The sequence below is a fragment of the Ochrobactrum teleogrylli genome (assembly GCF_037482325.1).
Classification (GTDB): domain Bacteria; phylum Pseudomonadota; class Alphaproteobacteria; order Rhizobiales; family Rhizobiaceae; genus Brucella; species Brucella teleogrylli.
The window spans coordinates 3,248,127-3,270,000 of record NZ_JBBHKQ010000001.1 but is presented as its reverse complement, the minus strand read 5'-3'; the positions used below and the strand labels follow the sequence as shown (position 1 = coordinate 3,270,000).

Sequence of the window (21,874 nt, the reverse complement as noted above, 5' to 3'; positions counted from 1 at the left end):
TGGCGTGACCGCCGGCGCAAGAGTGCGTCAGGGCCAGGTGATCGGCTATGTCGGTTCCACCGGTCTCTCGACCGGGCCGCATCTGCATTATGAAATGATCGTCAACGGAACCAAGGTCGATCCGCTTCGCATCCGCCTGCCGGATAACAAGGCTTTGAAGGGCAAAGAACTTGAAGCCTTCAAGCAGGAGCGTGATCGCATCGACGCGCTTTTGAACAGCGACGATAACGGCACCAAGCTTGCTGCCAACGCATCGACCAAGGGATAACAGAAAGCCGGGAAAGCAATGCTTGTCCCGGCTTGTTTATATGACCCGTGCAGGTCGAACTATTCGGAAAACTCGACGGTGACGCCTGCCTTGACGAGCTTGGCCAGTTCTTCTGCGTCCCAATTCGTCAATCGCACGCAGCCATGGCTCGACGTCTTGCCGATCTTGGACGGCTCCGGCGTTCCATGGATACCGTAAGTTGGCTTTGACAGCGCAATCCAGACCGTGCCGACCGGTCCGTTCGGTCCCGGCGGAATAGTCAGAACCTTATCGTTATTGCCCTGCTTGAAATTGATCTTGGGATTATAGGTGTAATTCGGGTTGATCGCGATACGCTCCACCTGCACGATGCCGGACGGCGACGGGTTATCCGATGAGCCGATGGTCGATGGATAGGCCACGACGAGCTTGCCGCTTTCATCATAGCCACGAACCTGCTTGCGTCCCTTGTCGGCGATGATTCTCGTCACCTTGGCGCGCACCGGCTTGCCGAGATTCGGTACTTTGACGATGGAGCCCGGCTGATTAAAATTCACGCCCGGATTGATTTCCTTCAGGTAGTTTTCGTCGATGTGGAATTTCTCGCCCAGCATTTCCGTCACCGACGTATAGGCCATCGACGGGAGTTGCGCCTTATGAGCGTAATCTTCCGGGATCGACGCCACATATTGGCGACCGACATCCTCGTTGGTGATCGTATATTCGAAGAAGGCCGCACCACCGGTTGCTTCCAACTCGGCATTCACTGCCGCCTCGTCCGTCGGGTTGATGGATTTTCCAGTCAATTCGCCATAAGCGGCAGCAGCCTTGTCGACATTGCTGCCGGAGCGGCCGTCAATAACGCCGGGCGATGCGCCAGCGCGATCAAGCAGCACCTGAAAGGCTGCGATCTTGGCCTTGGCGCCCTCGCCCTTCGGCATTTCGATGGCCGGGGCCATATCGCTCGATTGCGGCACGTTGCGGGGCTGCTCGTAGCCGGGCTGACCGTAATTGTCCTGACCGCCATAATTCTGGTCGATGCTTGCGGAATTGGTGCCCGTATTATCGGGATAGTTTTCGCCGGACGGCGGCAATTCCGAACGCTGCACCTGACCATCCTGATTGCCGCGATAACTCGGATCAGACGGGGCGGCGGGATAATAATTCGGGTCTTCCGGCACATTGCTGAAGCCGTCATAGGGCGAACCGCCATCAACCGGGCCGTTCAGTGTCCAGTTGTCGTCTTCCTGCGGATCACGACGGCTGTTGTGACCGCCATAGCTGTTGCGATCATAGCTATTGGCATCCTCAACGCTGATGATGCGCCCACGACGATCCATCGTCACGCGCCGACCATACTGGTCGATGTAAACGCGCACGCGCCGGTCGTGATAGACCTCTTCGCCGGGATCATAGAGCTGCGCCAGTTGCACCGGGGCTTCCGTGATCGTGGCATCACGGGTTTCTTCTGCGAAAGCGCCCGCACCGGTAGCGGGAAGCGCCGCAGAAGCGAACAATGCGAAACGAAGCATGCGTATGGAATGCGTCATGAAGGAAGTCCCAGGTGCCCGTAATATCAGACCGTTCAATCGGATCGTCAGATCATGGATGCCGCGAATATGGTTAATAACTGATTATCCGAGTATCAGCAGATGCCAGATGAACTGGACATGAAAATGGCCAAGTGACGACAAGTTTTATGAAATTTGTATCTGTAAAATTTCTTCACGCTTGCGGCACATCCGAAGCCGGGTGCGGTAGAGCCCAAGAAAAAGCGCCGCAATCTTGCGACTGCGGCGCTTTGTTGGGGCAAGCGGGAGGTCAGGCTTCCACGCTTTCGTTCTTCGGATCGGGTTCCAGAGCACCACGAACCGGGCGGAAGTTGAGCCGGTCCGAACCGGCGGTGATCTTGACGAGCGAACCATCCAGAATGTCGCCCAGCAAAATGCGCTCGGCGAGCGGGTCCTGGACTTCCTTCTGAATCACCCGCTTCAAAGGACGTGCGCCGTAGGCCGGATCATATCCTTTGTTGGCGAGCCATTCGCGCGCATCCTCTCCCAGCTCCAATGCGATCTTGCGATCGGTAAGCAAGGTCTGAAGACGCTGCAACTGGATATCGACAATCGCACCCATATCCTCGCGGCGCAGCCGGTGGAACAGGATGATTTCATCGACACGGTTCAGGAATTCCGGCCGGAATGCCGCCCGGACCACACCCATCACCTCATCACGAACACTTTCGACATCATCCTTCTCGCCCAGATTGACGAGATATTCGGCGCCAAGATTGGACGTCATGATGATGACGGTGTTGCGGAAATCGACCGTGCGGCCCTGACCGTCGGTCAGACGCCCATCATCCAGAACCTGCAACAGCACGTTGAACACATCGGGATGCGCCTTTTCGATCTCATCGAACAGGATCACCTGATATGGCCTCCGGCGAACAGCTTCCGTCAGCGCACCGCCTTCTTCATAACCGACATAGCCGGGAGGTGCACCGATCAGACGGCTCACGGAGTGCTTCTCCATGAATTCCGACATATCGATACGCACCATCGCGGTGTCGTCCTGGAACAGAAACGATGCCAATGCCTTGGTCAGTTCGGTCTTGCCGACGCCCGTCGGCCCAAGGAAGATGAACGAACCGATAGGCCGGTTCGGGTCCTGAAGACCCGCACGCGCACGGCGCACCGCCTTGGAAACCGCCTGAACGGCTTCGCCCTGACCGATGACGCGCTTTGCAAGCTCATCTTCCATCCGCAGCAGCTTTTCGCGCTCGCCTTCGAGCATCCGGTCAACCGGAATGCCTGTCCAGCGGGAAACCACCTGCCCGACATGTTCCGGCGTCACGGTCTCTTCCAGCAGGGAACCCTTGTTCTCCTGGCTTTCAGACTGGGCAAGTTCCTTCTCAAGCTGCGGAATCTTGCCGTAAGCAAGCTCGCCAGCCTTCTGGAATTCACCGTTGCGCTGTGCTGTAGCCAAAGCGTTGCGCGCTTCCTCAAGCTGACGCTTGAGATCGGCGGCAAGGCCGAGCTTCTGCTTTTCCGACTGCCACTTGGCGGTCAGTTCAGCTGATTCTTCTTCCAGATCGGTCAGCTCTTTTTCAAGACGCTGCAAACGATCCTTGGAAGCGGCATCGGTTTCCACCTTCAGGGCTTCGCGCTCGATCTTCAGCTGCATGACGCGGCGGTCGATCTCGTCGAGTTCTTCCGGCTTTGAATCGACCTGCATGCGCAGACGCGATGCGGCCTCGTCCACAAGGTCGATAGCCTTGTCGGGCAGGAAGCGGTCGGTGATGTAGCGGTTCGACAGCGTTGCGGCTGCGACCAGTGCGGAGTCCGATACGCGCACCTTGTGATGCTGCTCGTATTTTTCCTTCAGGCCACGCAGGATCGAGATCGTATCTTCGACTGTCGGCTCATCCACGAAGACCGGCTGGAAACGACGCGCAAGTGCGGCATCCTTCTCGACATATTTGCGATATTCTTCCAGCGTGGTCGCGCCGACGCAGTGCAACTCGCCACGCGCCAGTGCAGGCTTGAGCAAGTTGGACGCATCCATCGCACCGTCGGTCTTGCCTGCACCGACAAGCGTGTGCATCTCATCGATGAAGAGAATGACCTGACCGGCAGCCGTCTGCACTTCTGACAGGATCGCTTTCAGCCGTTCCTCGAACTCGCCGCGATATTTCGCACCGGCAATCAGCGCGCCCATGTCGAGCGCCATCAACTGCTTGTCCTTCAGCGATTCGGGCACGTCGCCATTAACGATACGCAGCGCCAGACCTTCAGCAATAGCTGTCTTGCCGACGCCTGGCTCGCCGATCAGCACCGGATTGTTCTTGGTGCGGCGCGACAGAACCTGAATAGTGCGACGGATTTCCTCGTCACGACCGATCACCGGATCGAGCTTGCCGTTGCGGGCATCCTCGGTCAGATCACGCGCATATTTCTTCAGCGCGTCATAATTGCTTTCGGCAGAAGCGGAATCGGCAGTGCGGCCCTTACGCATATCGTTGATGACCTTGTTCAACGCCGTCGGTGTGACACCGGCTGCGGCAAGAATTTCAGATGTCTTTGCGGATTTTTCGATGGCCAGTGCCGTCAGCAGCCGTTCGACCGTGACAAAGCTGTCGCCCGCCTTGCTGGCAAGCTCTTCGGCAAGCGTGAAAACCTTGGCCAGCGGCTGCGAGAGATAAAGCTGGTCGTTGCCGCCCGATACTTTCGGCAGCTTTTCCAATGCGCTCTGCAAACCGAGGCGCACATCGGCAATGCGTCCACCAGCCCGCTCGATCAACGATGCGGCAAGCCCCTCATCGTCATCGACAAGGATTTTCAGGATGTGCTCAGGGGTGAACTGCTGGTTGCCGGACGAAAGCGCGAAGGTCTGTGCCGACTGAATGAAACCGCGAACGCGTTCCGTGTATTTTTCAATATTCATAATGTCTCCTTTGCCCTCCAGCCCTCTAGAGGCACCGGAAGATGTTGGGTGACGAAGCCCCCGCAAGGGCGGGCTTCATGTCTTTCCAAGACAGGATATGGGACTATGACCGCCTTTCGGCAAGGGTGGGCAACGCAAGCGCGACCAAATAAAAATGGCGCGGAAAACCGCGCCATTTTCAAATTGGATATCGAAACGCTTAAGCGTCCGAATCGACAGGTTCCGTTGCTGGCGTATCGCTGCCGGCATCTTTAGCAACACGGCGCGGACGACCCGGACGACGGGTGGCGCGACGCGGCGCAGCTTCATCATCAGCCTTTGCTTCGACAGGTGCTTCTGCCGGAGCCTCAACCGGTGCAGCTTCGGCAACCACCGGAGCAACCTTTGCAGCCCGGGCGACCGGAGCTGGTTCCTGTGTTTCCACGGGAGCTTCTACGACCGGCTGTTCGCCTGCTTCACCGGCCTGCGCTTCCGGGCGCTCTTCGGCATTGAAGCGTTCACGTTGCGGGCGGCGTCCACGTCCAAGGCGGCGATCGCGATTGTCACGTTCGCGCGGCTGGCGGCTTTCGCCGCTTTCCTCGCCATAGATTACTTCGGCAGGGGTGCCTTCGATGACCGGCTGCGGGCCCGAACCATTGACCGGACGCGGCTCTGCGGCCACGGCTGGCGTGAAGCCGGTATCGTCGTCATCGGCGCCGTCATCGTCGAAGGTTTCTTCGCGCTGGAACGGCACCGGATTCTGCGCCATGGCAGCCATGATGATGCGGTTGTAATGTTCAGCGTGCTGAAGATAGTTTTCAGCCATCACCCGGTCGCCAGAAGCCTGAGCGTCACGCGCGAGGGTCGAATATTTTTCTGCAATATGTTGCGCATTGCCACGGATCTTTACGTCAGGTCCGTTGCTTTCGTAATTACGCGACAGAGGATTGGGGCCCTTGCGGTTATTGTTATTATTATTGTTGTTATTCCCCCGTCCGCGCATACGCCTATTCTGCTGTGCTGGCCTCATATTCATCTCTTTTCAGATTAAAGGGCGCAGAAACGTTGCGACGAAAAAAGCCGCCTGTTTCTTGCTATTGAGCCATGGAGGAAGCACGCCCTAAAACTTCCTACACATCGACTATTCTTAAAGCGCGCCGCATTTCATATTGTTCGCGTGACGCACATTAAGGGGTTGCTTTTATGCATGCCGTTCCCGGAAAACCGGTCCCCACTTTTCCGCGACATGCCTCTCAGCTCCGCATATCCAGATGGATGGCCGGAACCTGACGGTTGCATTGTGCAAGGCCCATTCCGAAAAGCATCGCTTTTCGGGACCATGCCTGAAGGTCGTGTACTTCCGTACGAGCCATCTCCAAAGGCTTAGACCCCGGGAGAGCATGACCTCAAATCGTCATGGAGCATTTCCGCCACGGCCCTCAAAAAGCGGGCAAAACCATTCTGGCTGTATACGGTGGCCGGAAACTAAACGGCTTCGCGGCAAATTCCAAGTGTTTTTTCGCGCCGTTGGGTATCAAAATTTCGTTTATGATTTTTGCGCAAAAAGCATGGCCCTTCTATGGCCGCCCAGATCACGCGCATCATCTGCGAGTTCAAAACCCGCTTGCTCAAACAGCGCTTTTACATCCTGGAATTGCCCGGCGCCGATTTCTACGGCAACCATACCATCGTCATATAGGTACTCAACTGCCCGTTCTGCAAGGGCCCGGTAAAAATTCAGCCCATCCTGACCGCCATCCAGCGCCGCAAGCGGATCATGTTCCCGCACTTCCCGCGACAAACCGGCAATGTCTTCATGCGGAATATAGGGCGGGTTTGAGACGATCATATGAAACCGTCCGCTGATATTGGCGAACCAGTCGCTTCGCAGCGCCGCGAAACGTTCGCTTACGCCATTGTTCGCAGCGTTGATTCGCGCCGTAGCCAGCGCGCCTTCCGACACATCGAGACCGATGCCATGCAATGTCTCGAAGCGATGCAGGAGCGAGATCACAATCGCCCCGGTTCCGGTGCCCATATCAAGCAGTTCGGCGACGCCATGTTTTTCGATCAGCGCTTCTAGCCGCGGAATAACCAGTTCCACCAGCGCTTCCGTATCCGGGCGCGGTTCAAGCGTCTCGGCGGAAAGCCGGAATGACAGGCCGTAAAACTCGCGAACGCCGATGATGCGATGCACGGGCTCGCCTTTTGCACGACGCTCCAGCGCCGCACGCAATGTCTCGACACGCTCGGCATCGATCTGCCGGTCCGGCGCGGAAATCAGATCGAGCCTTGTTGCGCCCGTCGCCCATTCGATGAGCAGGCGCGCATCAAGATCGGGCGTTTCGAGCGCGGCATCGCGCAACTGCCGTCGCGCCTGCGCTGCCAGAACGTCAAGACGCTCGCTACTCACGCTCAGGCGCCCAGTTCGGTCAGAAGTGCTGTCTGGTGATCGGAAATCAGCGCATCGACCAGTTCGTCGAGATCGCCTTCCATCACACGGTCGAGCTTGTAGAGCGTCAGGTTGATGCGGTGATCGGTAACGCGGCCCTGCGGGAAATTGTATGTACGGATACGTTCCGAACGGTCACCGGAACCGACCTGGCTGCGGCGCGCTTCCGAGCGTTCACTTTCCGCCTTCTGCCGTTCCATATCGTACAAGCGGGCGCGCAGGATCTGCATGGCGCGGGCGCGGTTCTGATGCTGGGATTTTTCCGCCTGAACCACCATGATGCCGGTCGGAATATGGGTGATGCGCACGGCCGAGTCAGTCGTGTTGACATGCTGTCCGCCAGCGCCCGATGCGCGCATCGTATCGATGCGGATATCCTCGTTGCGGACCTCGATATCGATGTCTTCAGCTTCCGGCAGCACGGCAACCGTCGCAGCCGATGTGTGAATGCGCCCGCCAGCCTCGGTTTCCGGCACACGCTGCACGCGATGCACGCCCGATTCGAACTTCATCTTCGAGAACACGCCCTTGCCGGAAACCGTCGCGATGATTTCCTTATAGCCGCCCGCATCGCCTTCGCTGGCAGAGACCAGCTCGACGCGCCAGCCCTTTTCGCTGGCATAGCGCTCATACATGCGGAAGAGATCACCCGCGAAAAGCGCTGCTTCCAGTCCACCCGTACCGGCGCGAATTTCAAGAATGGCGTTCTTTTCGTCAGCCGCATCCTTGGGCAAAAGTAGAATCTGCACTTCCTGCTCCAGCGCCTCGACGCGCTTTTCGACCTCCGGCAATTCCTCGACAGCCAAGGCGCGCATTTCGGCATCCGTCGACGCATCGTCGCGCATCGCCGCCAGATCTTTCGCTTCGCCACGCGCATCGCTCAATTCGCGAATCTTGCCGACGACTTCCTGCAATTCGGAATATTCGGAAGCAAGCTTCACATAGGTTTCCGAATCCGGATTGTCGGCCATCTGGCTTTCGATCATCGAGAACCGCTTCAAAAGCTGGTCCATCCGGTCCTGCGGCAATGCGATCATGTCATGTCCTAAAAACTGTCGTCCGTGTGCAAATGTGCGAAACCGGGCCTGCCGCATTCCGCGCCACACCCGGTCATTCTCTGCAATTTGCCTTGCTATAACGGAATATCGTTGTCTTCTGCAAATCGAAGCATCAATTCGCGCAGCGAATGCGCGACGTTCGGCTTGTCCAGCTCTTCATTGAGAAGCGCATTCAGCTTCGTGGTATCGAGCGCGCCGAGCATCGCCTTGACCGGGCCGATGGCAGCAGCCGACATCGATATGGAGCGGAAGCCGAGGCCGATCAGCGTCATCGCCGTCAGCGGACGTCCTGCCATTTCACCGCAGAGCGTGACCGGCTTGTTGTGCCGGTTGCCGGTATCGACAATATGGCGCAGCGTCCGCAGGAAAGCCGGAGAAAGCTGGTCGAAACGACCGGAAATCAGCGAATTGCCACGATCCACCGCCATCAGGAACTGGAACAGATCGTTGGAGCCGACGGACACGAAATCAACCGCCGTCATCAGCTCATCCAGCTGCCACAACAGGGCTGGAACTTCGACCATCGCGCCAAGCTTCATCCGCGTCGGAAGCGCATGCGCAAACCGCGACAGATGGCGCACCTCGCGCTCGATGATCTCACGCGCCGCCTTCACCTCGGCAACTTCCGTCACCATCGGCAGCATGAGCTTCAGTTCACGTCCGCCCGCCGCCTTCAAAAGCGCGCGCAGCTGGGTGCGCAGCAGACCCGGACGGTCGAGCGTGAGACGGATGGCGCGCCAGCCAAGCGCCGGGTTTTCTTCCTGCGCCGATGCGCTGAAGTAAGGCAGCACCTTGTCGCCGCCAATATCGAGCGTGCGGAAAGTGACCGGCTTGTCGCCCGAGGCTTCCATGACCGAGCGATAGAGCCGCTCCTGCTGCTCCGCCCGCGGGAAAGTCGAGGCGACCATGAACTGCAGCTCGGTGCGGAACAGGCCGATGCCCGATGCGCCCGATGCCGCAAGCTGCGGCAGGTCGACCAGAAGGCCCGCATTCATCAAAAGCGAAATATCGACGCCATCCTTGGTCAAGGCGGGCTTGTCGCGCAATTCGCGATAATGCGCCTGACGCCGCGCCCGGAAGCGAACCTTTTCCGCATAGGCCGATTCGAGATCGGACTGCGGACGCAGATGCACCACGCCCTCGTCGCCATCGACGATGGCGGCATCGTTGTTTTCCGCCATGGAAACGGCGCCCTTGGCCTGCCCCACCACGGGAATCCCCATAGCGCGCGCCACAATCACCACATGGCTCGTCGCGGCGCCGTCTTCCAGCACCACGCCGCGCAAACGCTCACGCGGATAGTCCAGCAATTCGGCGGCGCCCATGGAGCGCGCCACGATGATCGCATCCTTGACCAGCGATTCGGCCATCGTCTTGATGTCGCGGCCCATCAGCTGGCGCAGCAGACGATTGGCAAGATCATCAAAATCCGACAGGCGCTCGCGCATATAGGGATCGGTCAGATGCATCATCCGCGCGCGCGTGTCGCTCTGCACCTTTTCGACTGCGGCTTCTGCGGTCAGACCGTTATGGATCGCCTCTTCCAGACGCCGCACCCAGCCACGATCATGCGCGAACATGCGATAGGCTTCCAGCACTTCGCGATGCTCGCCCTCAATGGCCACATCGCGGCGCGACAGCATGTCGTCGATGGAAATGCGCAGGGAACCGAGCGCCTGATCGAGACGGGCAAGTTCCGCCTGACTATCCTCATTGAAGAGATTGGTGACGACAATGCGCGGCTCATGCAGCACGACGTGACCAAGACCGATGCCGTCATTGAAGGCCGCCCCGGTTACGCTCATCGGGCGGCCCATATCAAGGTCGATGCCGGGGCGCACGAGCTTCAGCCCATCGCCGGATGCGATGATTTCGGCAAGTACCATGGCTGTCGTTTCAAGCGCTTCGACTTCATCTTCACGATAGGCGCGCTTGGTGCGGTTCTGCACGACGAGAACGCCCATCGTGCGGCCTGCGCGCAGCACGGGAACGCCGAGGAAAGAATTATACACTTCTTCGCCCGTTTCCGGCAGATAGGCGAAGGCCGGATGGCTTTGCGCATCGGTGAGGTTCAACGGGCGCGCGCTTGCAGCAATCGTGCCGACAAGGCCCTGACCGAGACGCAATTGCGCCAGATGGACCGACTGCGGGTTCAAACCTTCGGTGGCGTAGAGTTCGAGTACGCCGTCAGCGCGAAGCACATAGAAGGAGCAGACTTCCGCGACCATATTCTGCGCGATTTCACGGACGATCCGGTCAAGGCGCGGCTGCGGCTCAAGCGGCTCAGCCATCAATTCGCGCAGCCGCTTCAGCAGCACGCGGGGACCGGTTGTCTGATCGCGCATGATCGTCGGACACTCCTCTTGTGCAGTTTCGGCACCGAGGTGAAGCGGCTTTCCGTGCGAACTGCGGCGAATAAAGAGAAAACGGCTTTGCTTGCTCCGTACTACCGAAAGCCGTTCGGACTGGTGGCCCGCTTTCGCCGACCGATTCCCATTACCCGCCCGCGACGCGTTACGCCAACCCCTTTGTGAGCATTTTTGACACTGCCGTCTAGTGCTTTAAGCAGAAATTCTGCCAGGTTCCGGAACGAAAAAATGCCGCGAACCATTTACGGACGCGGCATTGTTTCAAAACGGTTTAGTAAAAGCCGGGTTTTATGCCGGCTTAATATCAGCGTTCAGCCGATTACGATTTGTCGAGACCGTAGACGGCGTGCAGCGTGCGCACCGCGAGTTCCGCATAAGGGCCGTCGATCAGGATCGAGATCTTGATTTCCGACGTCGTGATGGCGCGAATGTTGATACCCTTTTCGGCCAGCGCCTTGAAGGCGGTGGCGGCAACGCCCGCATGGCTGCGCATACCGATGCCGATCACGGAAATCTTGGCCAGACCCGTTTCCGACTGGATGTTGTCGAAGCCGATTTCACCCTTGACCGTGTCGAGAACGCGCAGCGCCTTGTCGATGTCGCCGGTCGGGATCGTGAAGGTCATATCGGTCTTGGAACCGTCTTCCGACACGTTCTGGACGATCATATCGACATTGATGTGTTCTTCGGCGAGCGGGCCGAAAATGGCTGCCGACACGCCCGGTCGGTCGGCCACACGCCGCAGCGAAATCTGAGCCTCATCTTTCGCAAAGGCGATACCTGTGACGGTCTGCTGTTCCACGATTTCATCCTCGTCGCAAATAAGCGTTCCGGGCGGGTTGATCGGATCACCCATGCCCGGCGCATCGGGGTCCGTAAAGCTCGAGCGCACGAAAGTGCGTACCTTGTGCACCATGGCGAGTTCGACCGAGCGCACCTGCAAAACCTTGGCGCCAAGCGAAGCCATTTCCAGCATTTCCTCAAAGGAAATTTTTGGCAGGCGGCGCGCCTTCGGCTCGATGCGCGGATCGGTCGTGTAGACGCCGTCTACATCGGTATAGATATCGCAGCGATCAGCCTTCACCGCAGCGGCGACAGCCACAGCCGAGGTGTCCGAACCACCGCGTCCGAGCGTCGCGATGCGGTTATCCGGGCCCAAGCCCTGGAAACCGGCCACAACAGCAACCTGTCCCATTTCCATGCGACGGATGATTTCCGAACCGTCGATGTCCTGAATACGGGCCGCGCCATGCGCATTGTCGGTCTTGATTTGAATCTGCCAGCCCTGCCACGAACGCGCATCGACACCAATCGACTGAAGCGCAATGGCCAGAAGGCCGCTCGTCACCTGTTCGCCGGAAGCGACGATGGTGTCATATTCGCGCGCATCATAGAAAGGCGAACTGGCGCCACATACCTTCGGCATGTTCTGAACCCAGTTGACCAGTTCATTGGTCTTGCCGGACATGGCCGAGACGACGACAGCAACCTGATTGCCCGCCTCGACCTCGCGTTTGACGTGGCGCGCCACATTATAGATGCGTTCCAGATCGGCCACCGAAGTGCCGCCGAATTTCATCACGATGCGCGCCATTTCAGGATACGTCCCGCTATTTTGAAAATTACACTCTCACCTGTCCAAACCTTATAATCTTGCGACAGGCAAACCCGGGGTCACATAGCTAATATGTCGCGGTTCCGCAAGGCCGCGATTCGCAAGAACGTTCCGATAGGGCCACGAATGCCGGAATTTGATTTGCAGCTTGACTTTGAAGCGCTACCTTGAGAGCAGAACTGCACGCTTCCGCAGCTGGAGAATGAAATGACCGAGACTGCCCGCACCACCATCGACGCTTCCGAGATCGAGCATTTCTCGCGCATTGCCGCAGAATGGTGGAACCCGCAGGGCAAGTTCCGCCCGCTGCACAAATTCAATCCGACGCGCCTTGCCTATATTAAGGAAAAAATCTGCGTCAGGTTCAATCGCGATCCGAATTCGCCGCGCCCCTTCGAAGGACTGCGCCTGCTCGACATCGGTTGCGGCGGCGGCCTTCTTTGCGAACCGATGGCGCGCCTCGGTGCAACCGTGATCGGCGCGGACGCCTCCACCACCAATATCGAGGTTGCGAAAATCCACGCCGCGCAAAGCGGCGTCGAGGTCGATTACCGCGCCACGACGGCGGAAGCTCTGGCCGAGGCAGGGGAGAAATTCGACGTGGTTTTGAACATGGAAGTGGTCGAGCATGTTTCGGACGTCGATCTGTTCATGTCCGCGACCAGCGAAATGGTGAAGCCCGGCGGGCTGATGTTCGTCGCTACCATCAATCGCACGCTGAAAGCCTATGGTCTAGCGATTATCGGCGCGGAATATGTGCTGCGCTGGCTGCCGCGCGGCACCCATCAATATGAAAAGCTGGTGCGCCCAGAAGAACTCGAATCCGCACTTGCGAAAGGCGGGCTGCGCCTCATCGACAAGCTGGGCGTCACCTATAATCCGCTTGCCGACAGCTGGAGCCGCTCCCGCGATACGGATGTGAATTATATGGTTCTGGCCGAGCGGCCCGAATAATCATCCAATAATCAGCTTTAATAATTATCCCCTCTGGGCTCTGGTTGTCATCGCCACACCAATCGCGATGACGACAGCACCGATCCATGTGAGCGGCGGATAATGTTCGCCCAGAAACAGCGTGCCGGAAATGAGTCCGAGCGCCGCGGCCACATAGCCGATCTGGCTGAGATAAACCGGTCCGCCCACCGCCTGTAGCCGGAAAAACAGCGCGAACATTCCAGCCGACGCAATCGCCTGAGCTGTGGCAGCCCAGGGCGCAAGCGCAAATGTCTCAACCGGAAAACCGCCGGTGAACAGCAAAATTCCTGCAAAAAGCATGATGGCGGAAGCCAGATGACTGCCTGCCGCAAGCTCCGTCGGATCGGAGTTTTTTGGCCAGTCCAGTGTGCGATAGACATTGCCGCAGGCGAGAAACACCGGAATAAGCAAGGCGGCCGCAACCCAGAGCGGATCGGCGGGTTTGCCGACCTCGCCGCGTGTCAGCGCCACGAGGATTGCACCGATGAAGCCGACGGCAATGCCGCCAATGCCCAGCGCATTGGGACGGCGCAAGCCGAAACCCATCGAAATCACCAGCGTGATAACCGGCGACAGCGTGTACATGATTCCCGTGAAACCAGCGCCGAGACGCGGAATTGCCGACAGGATCAGAAGATTGGGCAAGGCATAGGAAATGATTGCCGTGCAGACGTAATAGCGTGCGCGCCCGCCGGAAAAGCCGAGGCTCTTTCGGCGCAAAAGCAGAACGGCGAGCAGGATCAGGCCAGCACTGGCGGAAAACAGAAAGGTCCACATGGCAGGCGGGACGCCCGCCTGCGCGGCGATTTTTCCCAGAGGCAGGATAAGCCCCAGCAAGGTGCCGGTGGCCAGAAGCAGAAAGGAGGCGGACTCCATCAATTTCATGCGTTCGGCCTCCCCTGCCGTGCTGTCATGCCGAACAGGTGTCGGGCAGAAACCTAATTCTGATCTTCCGGGAAAACCGGCAATGGCATCACGTCAACGCCGTCTTCAAGCAGCGAATGCACGTCCTCACGCGAGGCTTCGCCATAGATGCCACGCTGTTCCGTTTCCCCGAAATGGATCTTGCGCGCTTCCTCGGCAAATTTGTCACCGACATAATCCGCATTCTCGCGGACCTTGCGGCTCAAATCGCGCATTTCTTCAAGAACCTTCTTCTGGGCTTCACCCAGCGCCATTGCGATCTTTTCCTTCGCCCGCGCCGTCGAAACGGCAGGAGCCATCAGAGCCTTCTGCACCTTATGCGAATTGCAGACCGGACAGGAGACGAACTTCATCTCCGACTGCCGATCGAAATCGGCATTGTCGCGGAACCAGCCCTCGAATTCATGGCCGTGATCGCAATGAAGCGAAAAGCGGATCATGGAATTATGCATCCTCTTTCTGTTTTGCGGTTACCGTCTTCACGGTGAACTCGCGCGCATTCTTCAAATTCGGCACCTTGCCGCGCGCCGCAGCACTTTCGGCAACATCGATATCGGCAACGATCACAGCCGGTTCATCATGGTTGGCTTCGGCCAGCACCTTGCCCCAGGGCGACACGATGATCGAATGCCCATAGGTTTCGCGCCCGTCCTCGTGCAATCCGCCCTGCGCCGCCGAGATCAGGAATGCGCCATTTTCGATGGCCCGCGCACGCTGCAAGATGTGCCAGTGCGCCTCGCCGGTCTGTTTGGTGAAGGCGGCGGGACCGGTAATCACATTGGCGCCAGCAAGCGCCTGTGCGCGGAAAAGCTGCGGGAAGCGAATGTCGTAGCAGATCGCCATACCGATATTGGCGAAAGGTAGTTCGGCAATGACGGTTTCCTTGCCCGGTTCATAGGTTGCCGATTCGCGCCAGCTTTCGCCATTGTCGAGATCGACATCGAACATATGGATCTTGTCATAGGAGACGAGCTTTTCGCCGGAAGGCGTAAACAATCCGGCGCGATTGGCAATCCTGCCATCGCCCGCATCAATGGCCGTCGAGCCGATATGCAGGAAGATGCCATGCTTTGCCGCCAGCGCCGACGCTGCCTTGAAAACAAGGTCATTGGCTTCGTCGCGCAGGCTTGCCTTGAACGCCACGCGATCACGCATCATCGCGCCGGTCATTTCGGGCGATTGCACGTAAGTCGCGCCCTGCGCCGCCGCTTCAGCGACAAGTTTCTCCAGATCCTCGATATTGCGGACAACATCAGTGCCGGAACGCATCTGTAGTGCGGCAGCGCGAAACGTGCTCATCGGTTTCTCCCCCGTTATAAAAATTAATTCAGTTCGCCGGTCTTGAGCAGACCATCAAGCTTGCCCTGACTGTCCAGCGCGAAGAGATCGTCGCAGCCGCCGACATGCACGGCGCCGACGAAAATCTGCGGGAAGGTGTTGCGGCCCGAACGCTCTTGCATTTCGGCGCGCAGTTCCGGCGTGGCGCCCGCATTGATCTCGTTGAATTCCACGCCCTTGCGGGTCAGAAGATCGACCGCACGCGAGCAATAGGGGCAACCGGGGCGGGTATAGATGGTGACGTCAACCATGAAAAACTCCATTCGTTGCCCCACTATATAGTCGGCAACGCTCCGCTCTGGAAGACCCTGCGGTTTTCACGACGGTGTGTGCAGGCTTGTTCTTGCCCGCAAGTTTCAATCAGGCAGAACACGGCTGAAGGTCAGAACATCGACGCTTTTTGCCCCGCCACGCAGCAAGGCGCGTGTTGCGGCCTTCACCGTCGCGCCCGTCGTGTAAACATCATCGATCAGCAGGACGCGGCGTCCGCGCACGTGAATTTCCTGCTCCTTCGGCACACGGAAGGCACCATCCACATTGCGTTTGCGCTCCTTGGAGCCAAGCCCGATCTGCTGCTCGGTGCGCCGGATGCGGTTCAGGGCTTGCGGCGCAAAAGGCAGTGCACTTTGCTTTGCCAGCGCCCGCGCCAGCTCCGCTGACTGGTTAAAACGGCGGCTCCAGAAGCGCCAGCGATGCAGCGGCACCGGCAGGATCACCTCGCACTCCTCCAGCAATTCACGGCCTGCGCGCTGCATCCAGCGCGCCATCCATGGCGCGAGATCGGTGCGGTCATGGAATTTCAGCGCCACGGCCATGCGCTGCGCCGCCCCGCGATGCACCACCGCCGACCGCACGCGACGAAACGGCGGCGGATCGGCAATAGCCTCAGCGCTCATGAAGCCGTCGCCAAAGTCGTGACCAAACGGCACACCCAGCACCGGGCAATAAGGCCGCTCGATAAAGCGAAGTTGCGACCAACAGGCCGGGCACAATGTCCCCGGTTGCGAGACATGCGCCTGACAGCCGACACAGTTTGCTGGAAACAACAGATTGGTAGTCGTGCGCAGCAGATGCCGCGCAGCGAACCGCACGCCAGCGTAAAGCCTGCGCAAAAAGGTTTGATGCGGTGTATCATCATCCGCCATTGCATTCGCCCCCGTTCGAATGCATCTATGCCCGCGACTAAAGCGCGTCGCGCTTTATCTATTTGTTTCTACGCATGTCGTTGCCGGAAAACCGGTTCCCACTTTTCCGCGACATGCTTTACACTATACGCCGCGTAGCAAAAGAAAAGACGGATTCCATGCCTGCCCCCGAAAGCGCGATCTTCGACCGCGATCTACAGCTTGCCTTTCGCCGCCGCGGTTTTCGGCGTGCCGAACCGGGTGCCGATTTTCTGTTGCGGCGCGTGGCCGAAGACCTTGCCGACCGTCTGGATACCGTCGAGCGTCGCTTTCCCGTCGCCATCGATCTGGCGGGCCATAATGGTCTTGCGGCAGCGGCCATTGCGAGTTCCGGCAAGGCGGAGACGATTTTGCGCGTCGAACGCGATGCGGATTTCCTGAAAGGTCCGTTTCCGGCCATCGTCGGTGACGAGGAGATGCTGCCGATCAAACCCGGCAGTGCCGATCTGATCGTATCGCTGATGGCGCTGCACGCCACCAATGACACGCCCGGCGCCATGGTGCAGATCGCCCGCGCATTGAAGCCTGATGGGCTTTTTCTCGCAGCGCTCAGCGGCAGCGGCACGCTCGGCGAATTGCGAGAAAGCCTGTTACAGGCGGAAATCGAACTGACCGGTGGTGCATCGCCGCGCGTTTTTCCGTTTGCAGATGTGCGTGATGTCGGCGGACTGTTGCAGCGGGCGGGCTTTGCACTGCCGGTAACGGACGTGGAAAACGTGACGGTGCGTTATGATTCGCTGTTCAACCTGATGGCCGATCTACGCGCCATGGGCATGCAGAATATCGTGCGCGACCGTTCGCGCCGTCCGGTATCGAAACGGCTATTCCTGCGCGCAGCGGAAATCTATGCCGAACGCTTCAGCGACCCGGACGGGCGCATCCGCGCTACATTCTCGATTATCTGGCTGTCCGGTTGGGCTCCGCATGAATCCCAGCAAAAGCCGCTCAAGCCCGGCTCCGCCAAGGCATCGCTGGCCGATGCGCTGAAGAAAGCCGAAGAAGAGTAATTAACAGTCGCCGCGATGGCTTCCATCCACATCGATGACGCAGACCGAATTCGGGTTCGGCTGAAGCACGCTTTTGCGCACCGTATAGGTCTGTGCGGCGGCACGTGGCTGGGTGGCAGGATCGCGCTTGATGGAGCCGGTCATGGTCCGATCAATACCCGCTGGCAGAACCGACTGGGCCGCAACCTTCGCCGCCTGATCGTTGAGGATCGGGACAATAATCAGCGCCATTGCCACAGCGGCAGAACCAAACAACAGCACCAGACGCAGGAAACCACGCCCCGCTTTTGTCAAAGTGGTGGGTGCATATTCGTTGTGATCGGCACTGAAATAATTGTTGTCGAAACTCATGATACCCAACTCCGGAGCGGCTCCCATTCGAGAATGCCGCAACGGAGTGAATCAGAGATTAACTGGCAGCCTTAATCGTAATAAATTGTCAGCTTTTTCACAGCTGTTGATAAGCGCTACCGATTTTCGAAAAGCTACAGGAGATCAATGAGGAACGGGATCAGCGGTTCATCCGCAGGGGGCATCGGATAATCGCGCATATCCTTCGGGCGCACCCATTTCAGCGCCTGCCCTTCCAGTCCGCGCGCAATGCCTTCAAAACGGCGGCAGACATAGAGCGGCATCAGCAGGTGAAAATCATCATAGGTGTGGCTGGCAAAGGTCAAAGGCGCGAGACAGGCCACCTTCGTGGTGATGCCGATTTCTTCCTGCAATTCGCGGATGAGCGTCTCTTCAGGTGTTTCGCCCGGCTCGACCTTGCCGCCGGGAAATTCCCAAAGGCCTGCAAGCTGCTTGCCTTCCGGACGCTGTGCCAGCAGCACCCGCCCATCGGAATCCACCAGGGCGCAGGCTGCCACGAGAAGAATGCGACGGTTCTTCACTTCGCTCATTTCTCGTTGCTCTCCCGATAGGCGTAACGATAGGCTTCCTGAAAGCCGAAGCGTTCATAGAGCGCGAGACCGGCGACATTTTCCGCTTCGATCTGCAGCCATGCCGTCCTGGCGCCAAGCTTTGCCGCCCATTTGAGCGCCGAGCCGACGACACTGTGGCCGTAGCCCTTGCGGCGCGCCTCGGGCAAGGTGCCGACATCGAACAAACCGGCCATGACGCCATCCTGCACGCACAGCACATCGGACACTGCACGGCCTTCTGCCTCCAGCACGAACATGCCCTTGTTGGGGCGAATGCCGTCCAGAATTTCGGACATGCCGGGGCGCATCTCTTCCGGGCGCTCGTGAATGGAGAGCGACGCATCGACGAAACGACCGATATCTTTCAGCGGAATCTGGTCGATCTCGCCCGACAGATCGATCTCAGTCAGATTGCAGGTCATGACGATGGTTTCGTCCTGACGCTTCCAGCCGAGGCCTTCGAGATAATCTTCAAGCTCGACAGGTGCAAGCGGCGAAAGCCGGAAACACGGCACGCGGCCATAAGCGCGGAAGCGCTGCGCCGCCAGTTCCACACGGGTTGGAATATCCCGCGTATCGCCCGGATCAAGCGGATTGATCGAGTTCAAACGCTTGGAGGAATGCGCTGCCGTCATGCGGATCGCCCATGTTCCGTCGTAATGAACCGACGTGGCAGGCCAGGCGCGGAAACCTACGGCTTCAAGCTGGCGGACAATGGCAAGACTTGGTTTGGTCATTGGAATTCCTGCAAGCATTTCAACATCTGACGGCGCGAAGCCGTTTAACTTCTGTAATCGCCGTTGATGGCCACATATTCCTTGGTGAGATCGCAGGTCCAGACGGTGGCTTCCCCGCGACCGATGCCAAGATCGACATGGATATGGATATCCTCGCCCTTCATATAGGCGGAGGTTGCCTGTTCGGAATAAGCCGGATCGCGCTCGCCCTGATAGGCAACGCGAATATCACCGAACGAAATGGCGAGCTTGTCGCGATCCGCCGGTTCGCCTGCCTTGCCGACAGCCATGACGACACGGCCCCAATTGGCGTCTTCGCCCGCCACAGCCGTCTTGACCAGCGGCGAATTGGCGATGGAAAGCGCGATCTTCTTCGCCGAAACGGACGACTTGGCGCCAGTTACTTCGATTTCGATCATCTTGCGCGCACCTTCGCCGTCACGCACGACCTGCAAGGCCAGCGACTTCAAAACGCGCTTCAGCGCCTTCTTGAATTCCTTCAAACGTTTGTCGGATACATCCGTGATCTTCGGCGCGCCGCGACCTGCCGCAGCGCCGGTTGCAAACAGCATCAGCGTGTCGGAGGTGGAGGTATCGCTATCGACGGTGACAGCGTTGAAGCTCTTGTTCGCGCCTTTCGACAACAGACTTTGCAACACATCGGCCTTGATCGGCGCATCGGTGACGATGAAGGACAGCATCGTCGCCATATCCGGCGCGATCATGCCAGCGCCCTTTGCGATACCGTTGATCGTGACGGGAACCTTGCCCAGCAGCACGGTTTCGGTGGCGACCTTCGGATAGGTGTCCGTGGTCATGATGGCCTTGGCGGCCTCGGTCCAGAAATCCGCGACCGCATCCTTGTTCATGTCGCCGAGCAGATGGGAGAATTTGCTCGCATCGAGCGGCTCGCCGATGACACCAGTAGAGGCCAGAAACACATCGGTCGTGGCACAGCCCACGGCCTTCGCCGTGGCTTCCGCCGTCGCTTCGGTCGCGGCCTTGCCCTTGACGCCAGTGAAGGCATTGGCATTGCCCGAATTGACCACCACCGCTCGCGCCTTGCCGTGAACGAGGTTCTTGCGGCAGAAATCGACCGGAGCCGACGGGCAGAGCGAACGGGTGAACACGCCTGCGGCTTCCGCCGGGCGGTCGAACACCATCAGCATCACATCGGTTCGGCCCTTATATTTGATTCCGGCAGCGGCAGTAGCGATGCGCACACCGTCGATGGCAGGCATGGACGGATAATGTTTTGGAGCGAGCGGAGAAACGGACGCAGACATGAGTGCCTCAAAAGGGGTCGGTTCAGGAGGTTCGGTTCGATGGATCATCGAAATTCTTGATTCTGGCGCATTGGAAATGTTTGCGGGACAAAATCAAGCAGAAACAGCTGATACAACGAAAAACGCCCCGGAAGACCGGGGCGTTTTACATTGATCGAAACTTACTGCTGCGGCTGTTCGCCTTCAGGCGCGTCGCCCGCATCACCGGCGTCCTGCGCGGCGGCTGCGTCCTTCATCGCCTTTTCGACGGCCGGATCCTTGTAGTCGATCTTCATGGCGTCGCGGAGCTTCTTGACCGTTTCGACATAACGCTCACGCAGAATGATCGAACGGATCTGTTCCTTGACCTGATCGAATGCAGGCGGCTGCTTGGTGCGGCGGTCTTCGAGCTGAATGACGTGGAAGCCGAACTGGGTCTGCACCGGCTCCTTGGTGTATTCGCCGGGCTTCAGCGCGAAGGCTGCCTTTTCGAATTCCGGAACCATCTGGCCTTCGGTGAAGTAGCCAAGATCGCCGCCATTGGCGGCGGAACCGTCAGTGGAGCTTTCCTTGGCCAGATCTTCGAACTTCGCTCCACCGGCGAGCTTCTTGATAATGGCTTCGGCTTCTTCCTTCGTCTTCACGAGAATGTGACGCGCACGCACCTCGACCTGAGGCGGCATGGCGGCAATTTCCTTGTCGTAGCGAGCACGAATATCGGCATCGCTGATCTTGTCGACGATGGAATCCTTGAAATATTCGTTGTGCAGCGCGCGTTCACGCAGGAAAGCCAGACGGGCTTTGAATTCGTCGGTCTGGTCCAGCTTTTGCTTTTCCGCTTCCGCGGACATCGCCTTGATGTCGATCAGCGCGGCCAGAGCTGCCAGACGGCGCTGTTCAGCCGGAAGACGGGCAAACTGCGGATCGAGATCGCCCGCGGCCTGATCGACGTCGCCGACAGTGATGTCCTTGCCGTTGACGGTTGCCAGAACCTTTGCCGGATCTTCCTTTTCGGCAGGAGCGGCTGCGGTCTGTGCTGCGTCGGCAGGCTTGGGAGCGTCCTGCGCGAATGAAACCGCGCCAGAGAGGCTTGCGAGGGCAACGGATGCCGCAAGAACAGCGAGAGCCTTGCGATAAGGGGCTTTGAGAATGGCTTTCATATGAGATTCTCTCCTTCGAGACCGCTTACCGGCCCGATGAATGCGGCGGAATTTGGCCCGGCTACCGCCACCCTATCACGAAAGAGCGGGATTTCCGGCCTGTTGAGCAACGTTGACATCGCCCTAAGCCCCACTTATCTGTCCTTCGGCTTTGCGTCCAGAGTGTTTACAGCAATGCCCCGCAAATCTGCCGGGGCT

Annotated in this window: 21 protein-coding genes (1 of these 21 running past the window's edge); 4 read left to right on the top strand and 17 right to left on the bottom strand. The window is 58.6% G+C overall.

What is annotated here, in order from left to right:
- Positions 1–268 carry the 3' end of a M23 family metallopeptidase gene (locus tag WIX40_RS15260; RefSeq protein WP_171319747.1) on the top strand. It extends 1,697 nt beyond the left edge of the window, so 268 of the gene's 1,965 nt are visible here — the last part of the coding sequence; the start codon falls outside the window, past its left edge; its stop codon occupies positions 266–268.
- 59 nt (positions 269–327) lie between these two features.
- Here WIX40_RS15260 and WIX40_RS15255 read toward each other — a convergent pair whose 3' ends face one another.
- From WIX40_RS15255 to WIX40_RS15225, 7 genes are all read right to left on the bottom strand, one after another.
- Positions 328–1,797 carry a L,D-transpeptidase gene (locus tag WIX40_RS15255; protein ID WP_339440503.1) on the bottom strand — a complete coding sequence of 490 codons (1,470 nt, stop codon included), beginning with the start codon at positions 1,795–1,797 and terminating at the stop codon, positions 328–330.
- Positions 1,798–2,068: 271 nt separating this feature from the next.
- Positions 2,069–4,690 (bottom strand): ATP-dependent chaperone ClpB, encoded by a 2,622-nt coding sequence (gene clpB, locus WIX40_RS15250; RefSeq protein WP_109369867.1) that lies wholly within the window; start codon positions 4,688–4,690, stop codon positions 2,069–2,071.
- 199 nt (positions 4,691–4,889) lie between these two features.
- Positions 4,890–5,699, bottom strand: coding sequence for a DUF4167 domain-containing protein (locus WIX40_RS15245; RefSeq protein ID WP_109370326.1), 810 nt, complete (start codon positions 5,697–5,699; stop codon positions 4,890–4,892).
- A 516-nt stretch (positions 5,700–6,215) separates the two neighbouring features.
- Positions 6,216–7,082, bottom strand: a complete 867-nt coding sequence (prmC, locus tag WIX40_RS15240) for a peptide chain release factor N(5)-glutamine methyltransferase (protein WP_339440501.1) — start codon at positions 7,080–7,082, stop codon at positions 6,216–6,218.
- Between the two features lie 2 nt (positions 7,083–7,084).
- Positions 7,085–8,158, bottom strand: coding sequence for a peptide chain release factor 1 (gene prfA / locus WIX40_RS15235; protein WP_140026354.1), 1,074 nt, complete (start codon positions 8,156–8,158; stop codon positions 7,085–7,087).
- A gap of 95 nt (positions 8,159–8,253) precedes the next feature.
- Positions 8,254–10,524, bottom strand: a complete 2,271-nt coding sequence (ptsP, locus tag WIX40_RS15230; RefSeq protein WP_171319739.1) for a phosphoenolpyruvate--protein phosphotransferase — start codon at positions 10,522–10,524, stop codon at positions 8,254–8,256.
- 343 nt (positions 10,525–10,867) lie between these two features.
- Positions 10,868–12,142 carry an aspartate kinase gene (locus WIX40_RS15225; protein WP_109369871.1) on the bottom strand — a complete coding sequence of 425 codons (1,275 nt, stop codon included), beginning with the start codon at positions 12,140–12,142 and terminating at the stop codon, positions 10,868–10,870.
- A 228-nt stretch (positions 12,143–12,370) separates the two neighbouring features.
- On the opposite strand from WIX40_RS15225, the gene ubiG reads away from it, so the two are divergent.
- Complete coding sequence (gene ubiG / locus WIX40_RS15220) at positions 12,371–13,117, top strand: bifunctional 2-polyprenyl-6-hydroxyphenol methylase/3-demethylubiquinol 3-O-methyltransferase UbiG (RefSeq protein WP_339440497.1); 747 nt, start codon at positions 12,371–12,373, stop codon at positions 13,115–13,117.
- 24 nt (positions 13,118–13,141) lie between these two features.
- Here ubiG and WIX40_RS15215 read toward each other — a convergent pair whose 3' ends face one another.
- The 5 genes from WIX40_RS15215 to WIX40_RS15195 all read right to left on the bottom strand — a co-directional run bounded on the left by WIX40_RS15215 (position 13,142) and on the right by WIX40_RS15195 (position 16,545).
- Positions 13,142–14,023, bottom strand: a complete 882-nt coding sequence (locus tag WIX40_RS15215; protein WP_339440496.1) for a DMT family transporter — start codon at positions 14,021–14,023, stop codon at positions 13,142–13,144.
- A gap of 53 nt (positions 14,024–14,076) precedes the next feature.
- On the bottom strand, positions 14,077–14,502 hold the full coding sequence (locus tag WIX40_RS15210; RefSeq protein WP_339440494.1) for a DUF1178 family protein: 426 nt from the start codon (positions 14,500–14,502) through the stop codon (positions 14,077–14,079).
- A 4-nt stretch (positions 14,503–14,506) separates the two neighbouring features.
- Complete coding sequence (locus tag WIX40_RS15205; protein ID WP_339440493.1) at positions 14,507–15,361, bottom strand: carbon-nitrogen hydrolase family protein; 855 nt, start codon at positions 15,359–15,361, stop codon at positions 14,507–14,509.
- A gap of 23 nt (positions 15,362–15,384) precedes the next feature.
- Positions 15,385–15,651, bottom strand: coding sequence for a glutaredoxin 3 (gene grxC / locus WIX40_RS15200; RefSeq protein WP_140026349.1), 267 nt, complete (start codon positions 15,649–15,651; stop codon positions 15,385–15,387).
- Positions 15,652–15,756: 105 nt separating this feature from the next.
- Positions 15,757–16,545: a ComF family protein gene (locus WIX40_RS15195; RefSeq protein WP_109369875.1), complete on the bottom strand. Its 789-nt coding sequence runs from the start codon at positions 16,543–16,545 to the stop codon at positions 15,757–15,759.
- Between the two features lie 158 nt (positions 16,546–16,703).
- On the opposite strand from WIX40_RS15195, the gene WIX40_RS15190 reads away from it, so the two are divergent.
- The gene (locus tag WIX40_RS15190; RefSeq protein WP_339440491.1) at positions 16,704–17,591 is read left to right on the top strand and encodes a methyltransferase domain-containing protein; all 888 of its coding nucleotides are present in this window, start codon (positions 16,704–16,706) and stop codon (positions 17,589–17,591) included.
- On the opposite strand, the gene WIX40_RS15185 is transcribed toward WIX40_RS15190, so the two are convergent.
- The 4 genes from WIX40_RS15185 to argJ form a co-directional block, all read right to left on the bottom strand.
- Positions 17,592–17,942, bottom strand: a complete 351-nt coding sequence (locus WIX40_RS15185) for a hypothetical protein (RefSeq protein ID WP_109369876.1) — start codon at positions 17,940–17,942, stop codon at positions 17,592–17,594. It lies immediately after the preceding gene.
- Between the two features lie 134 nt (positions 17,943–18,076).
- Entirely contained in the window at positions 18,077–18,493 is a 417-nt protein-coding gene (gene mutT / locus WIX40_RS15180) for an 8-oxo-dGTP diphosphatase MutT (protein WP_109369877.1), read from the bottom strand.
- Positions 18,490–19,251 carry a GNAT family N-acetyltransferase gene (locus tag WIX40_RS15175; protein ID WP_109369878.1) on the bottom strand — a complete coding sequence of 254 codons (762 nt, stop codon included), beginning with the start codon at positions 19,249–19,251 and terminating at the stop codon, positions 18,490–18,492. The genes mutT and WIX40_RS15175 overlap by 4 nt, the downstream gene beginning before the upstream one ends.
- Positions 19,252–19,295: 44 nt before the next feature.
- Positions 19,296–20,537: a bifunctional glutamate N-acetyltransferase/amino-acid acetyltransferase ArgJ gene (argJ, locus tag WIX40_RS15170; RefSeq protein WP_109369879.1), complete on the bottom strand. Its 1,242-nt coding sequence runs from the start codon at positions 20,535–20,537 to the stop codon at positions 19,296–19,298.
- Here argJ and WIX40_RS15165 point away from each other — a divergent pair.
- Complete coding sequence (locus tag WIX40_RS15165; protein ID WP_167836045.1) at positions 20,536–20,691, top strand: hypothetical protein; 156 nt, start codon at positions 20,536–20,538, stop codon at positions 20,689–20,691. The two genes, argJ and WIX40_RS15165, sit on opposite strands and share 2 nt — an antisense overlap.
- A 7-nt stretch (positions 20,692–20,698) precedes the next feature.
- Here WIX40_RS15165 and WIX40_RS15160 read toward each other — a convergent pair whose 3' ends face one another.
- A complete protein-coding gene (locus tag WIX40_RS15160; protein WP_109369880.1) occupies positions 20,699–21,676 on the bottom strand; it encodes a peptidylprolyl isomerase in 978 nt (325 codons plus the stop codon).
- Positions 21,677–21,874 lie beyond the last annotated feature (198 nt).

Excerpts from the sequence above, each read along its gene's own strand:
- ptsP (WP_171319739.1), bottom strand. The coding sequence starts at position 10,524 with ATGCGCGATCAGACAACCGGTCCCCGCGTGCTGCTGAAGCGGCTGCGC.
- clpB (WP_109369867.1), bottom strand. The coding sequence starts at position 4,690 with ATGAATATTGAAAAATACACGGAACGCGTTCGCGGTTTCATTCAGTCG.
- argJ (WP_109369879.1), bottom strand. The coding sequence starts at position 20,537 with ATGTCTGCGTCCGTTTCTCCGCTCGCTCCAAAACATTATCCGTCCATG.
- WIX40_RS15165 (WP_167836045.1), top strand. The coding sequence starts at position 20,536 with ATGAGTGCCTCAAAAGGGGTCGGTTCAGGAGGTTCGGTTCGATGGATC.
- WIX40_RS15210 (WP_339440494.1), bottom strand. The coding sequence starts at position 14,502 with ATGATCCGCTTTTCGCTTCATTGCGATCACGGCCATGAATTCGAGGGC.
- ubiG (WP_339440497.1), top strand. The coding sequence starts at position 12,371 with ATGACCGAGACTGCCCGCACCACCATCGACGCTTCCGAGATCGAGCAT.
- WIX40_RS15185 (WP_109369876.1), bottom strand. The coding sequence starts at position 17,942 with ATGAGTTTCGACAACAATTATTTCAGTGCCGATCACAACGAATATGCA.
- WIX40_RS15245 (WP_109370326.1), bottom strand. The coding sequence starts at position 5,699 with ATGAGGCCAGCACAGCAGAATAGGCGTATGCGCGGACGGGGGAATAAC.
- WIX40_RS15255 (WP_339440503.1), bottom strand. The coding sequence starts at position 1,797 with ATGACGCATTCCATACGCATGCTTCGTTTCGCATTGTTCGCTTCTGCG.
- WIX40_RS15160 (WP_109369880.1), bottom strand. The coding sequence starts at position 21,676 with ATGAAAGCCATTCTCAAAGCCCCTTATCGCAAGGCTCTCGCTGTTCTT.
- WIX40_RS15215 (WP_339440496.1), bottom strand. The coding sequence starts at position 14,023 with ATGAAATTGATGGAGTCCGCCTCCTTTCTGCTTCTGGCCACCGGCACC.
- mutT (WP_109369877.1), bottom strand. The coding sequence starts at position 18,493 with ATGAGCGAAGTGAAGAACCGTCGCATTCTTCTCGTGGCAGCCTGCGCC.
- WIX40_RS15225 (WP_109369871.1), bottom strand. The coding sequence starts at position 12,142 with ATGGCGCGCATCGTGATGAAATTCGGCGGCACTTCGGTGGCCGATCTG.
- WIX40_RS15190 (WP_339440491.1), top strand. The coding sequence starts at position 16,704 with ATGCCTGCCCCCGAAAGCGCGATCTTCGACCGCGATCTACAGCTTGCC.
- WIX40_RS15175 (WP_109369878.1), bottom strand. The coding sequence starts at position 19,251 with ATGACCAAACCAAGTCTTGCCATTGTCCGCCAGCTTGAAGCCGTAGGT.
- WIX40_RS15205 (WP_339440493.1), bottom strand. The coding sequence starts at position 15,361 with ATGAGCACGTTTCGCGCTGCCGCACTACAGATGCGTTCCGGCACTGAT.
- prfA (WP_140026354.1), bottom strand. The coding sequence starts at position 8,158 with ATGATCGCATTGCCGCAGGACCGGATGGACCAGCTTTTGAAGCGGTTC.
- WIX40_RS15195 (WP_109369875.1), bottom strand. The coding sequence starts at position 16,545 with ATGGCGGATGATGATACACCGCATCAAACCTTTTTGCGCAGGCTTTAC.
- grxC (WP_140026349.1), bottom strand. The coding sequence starts at position 15,651 with ATGGTTGACGTCACCATCTATACCCGCCCCGGTTGCCCCTATTGCTCG.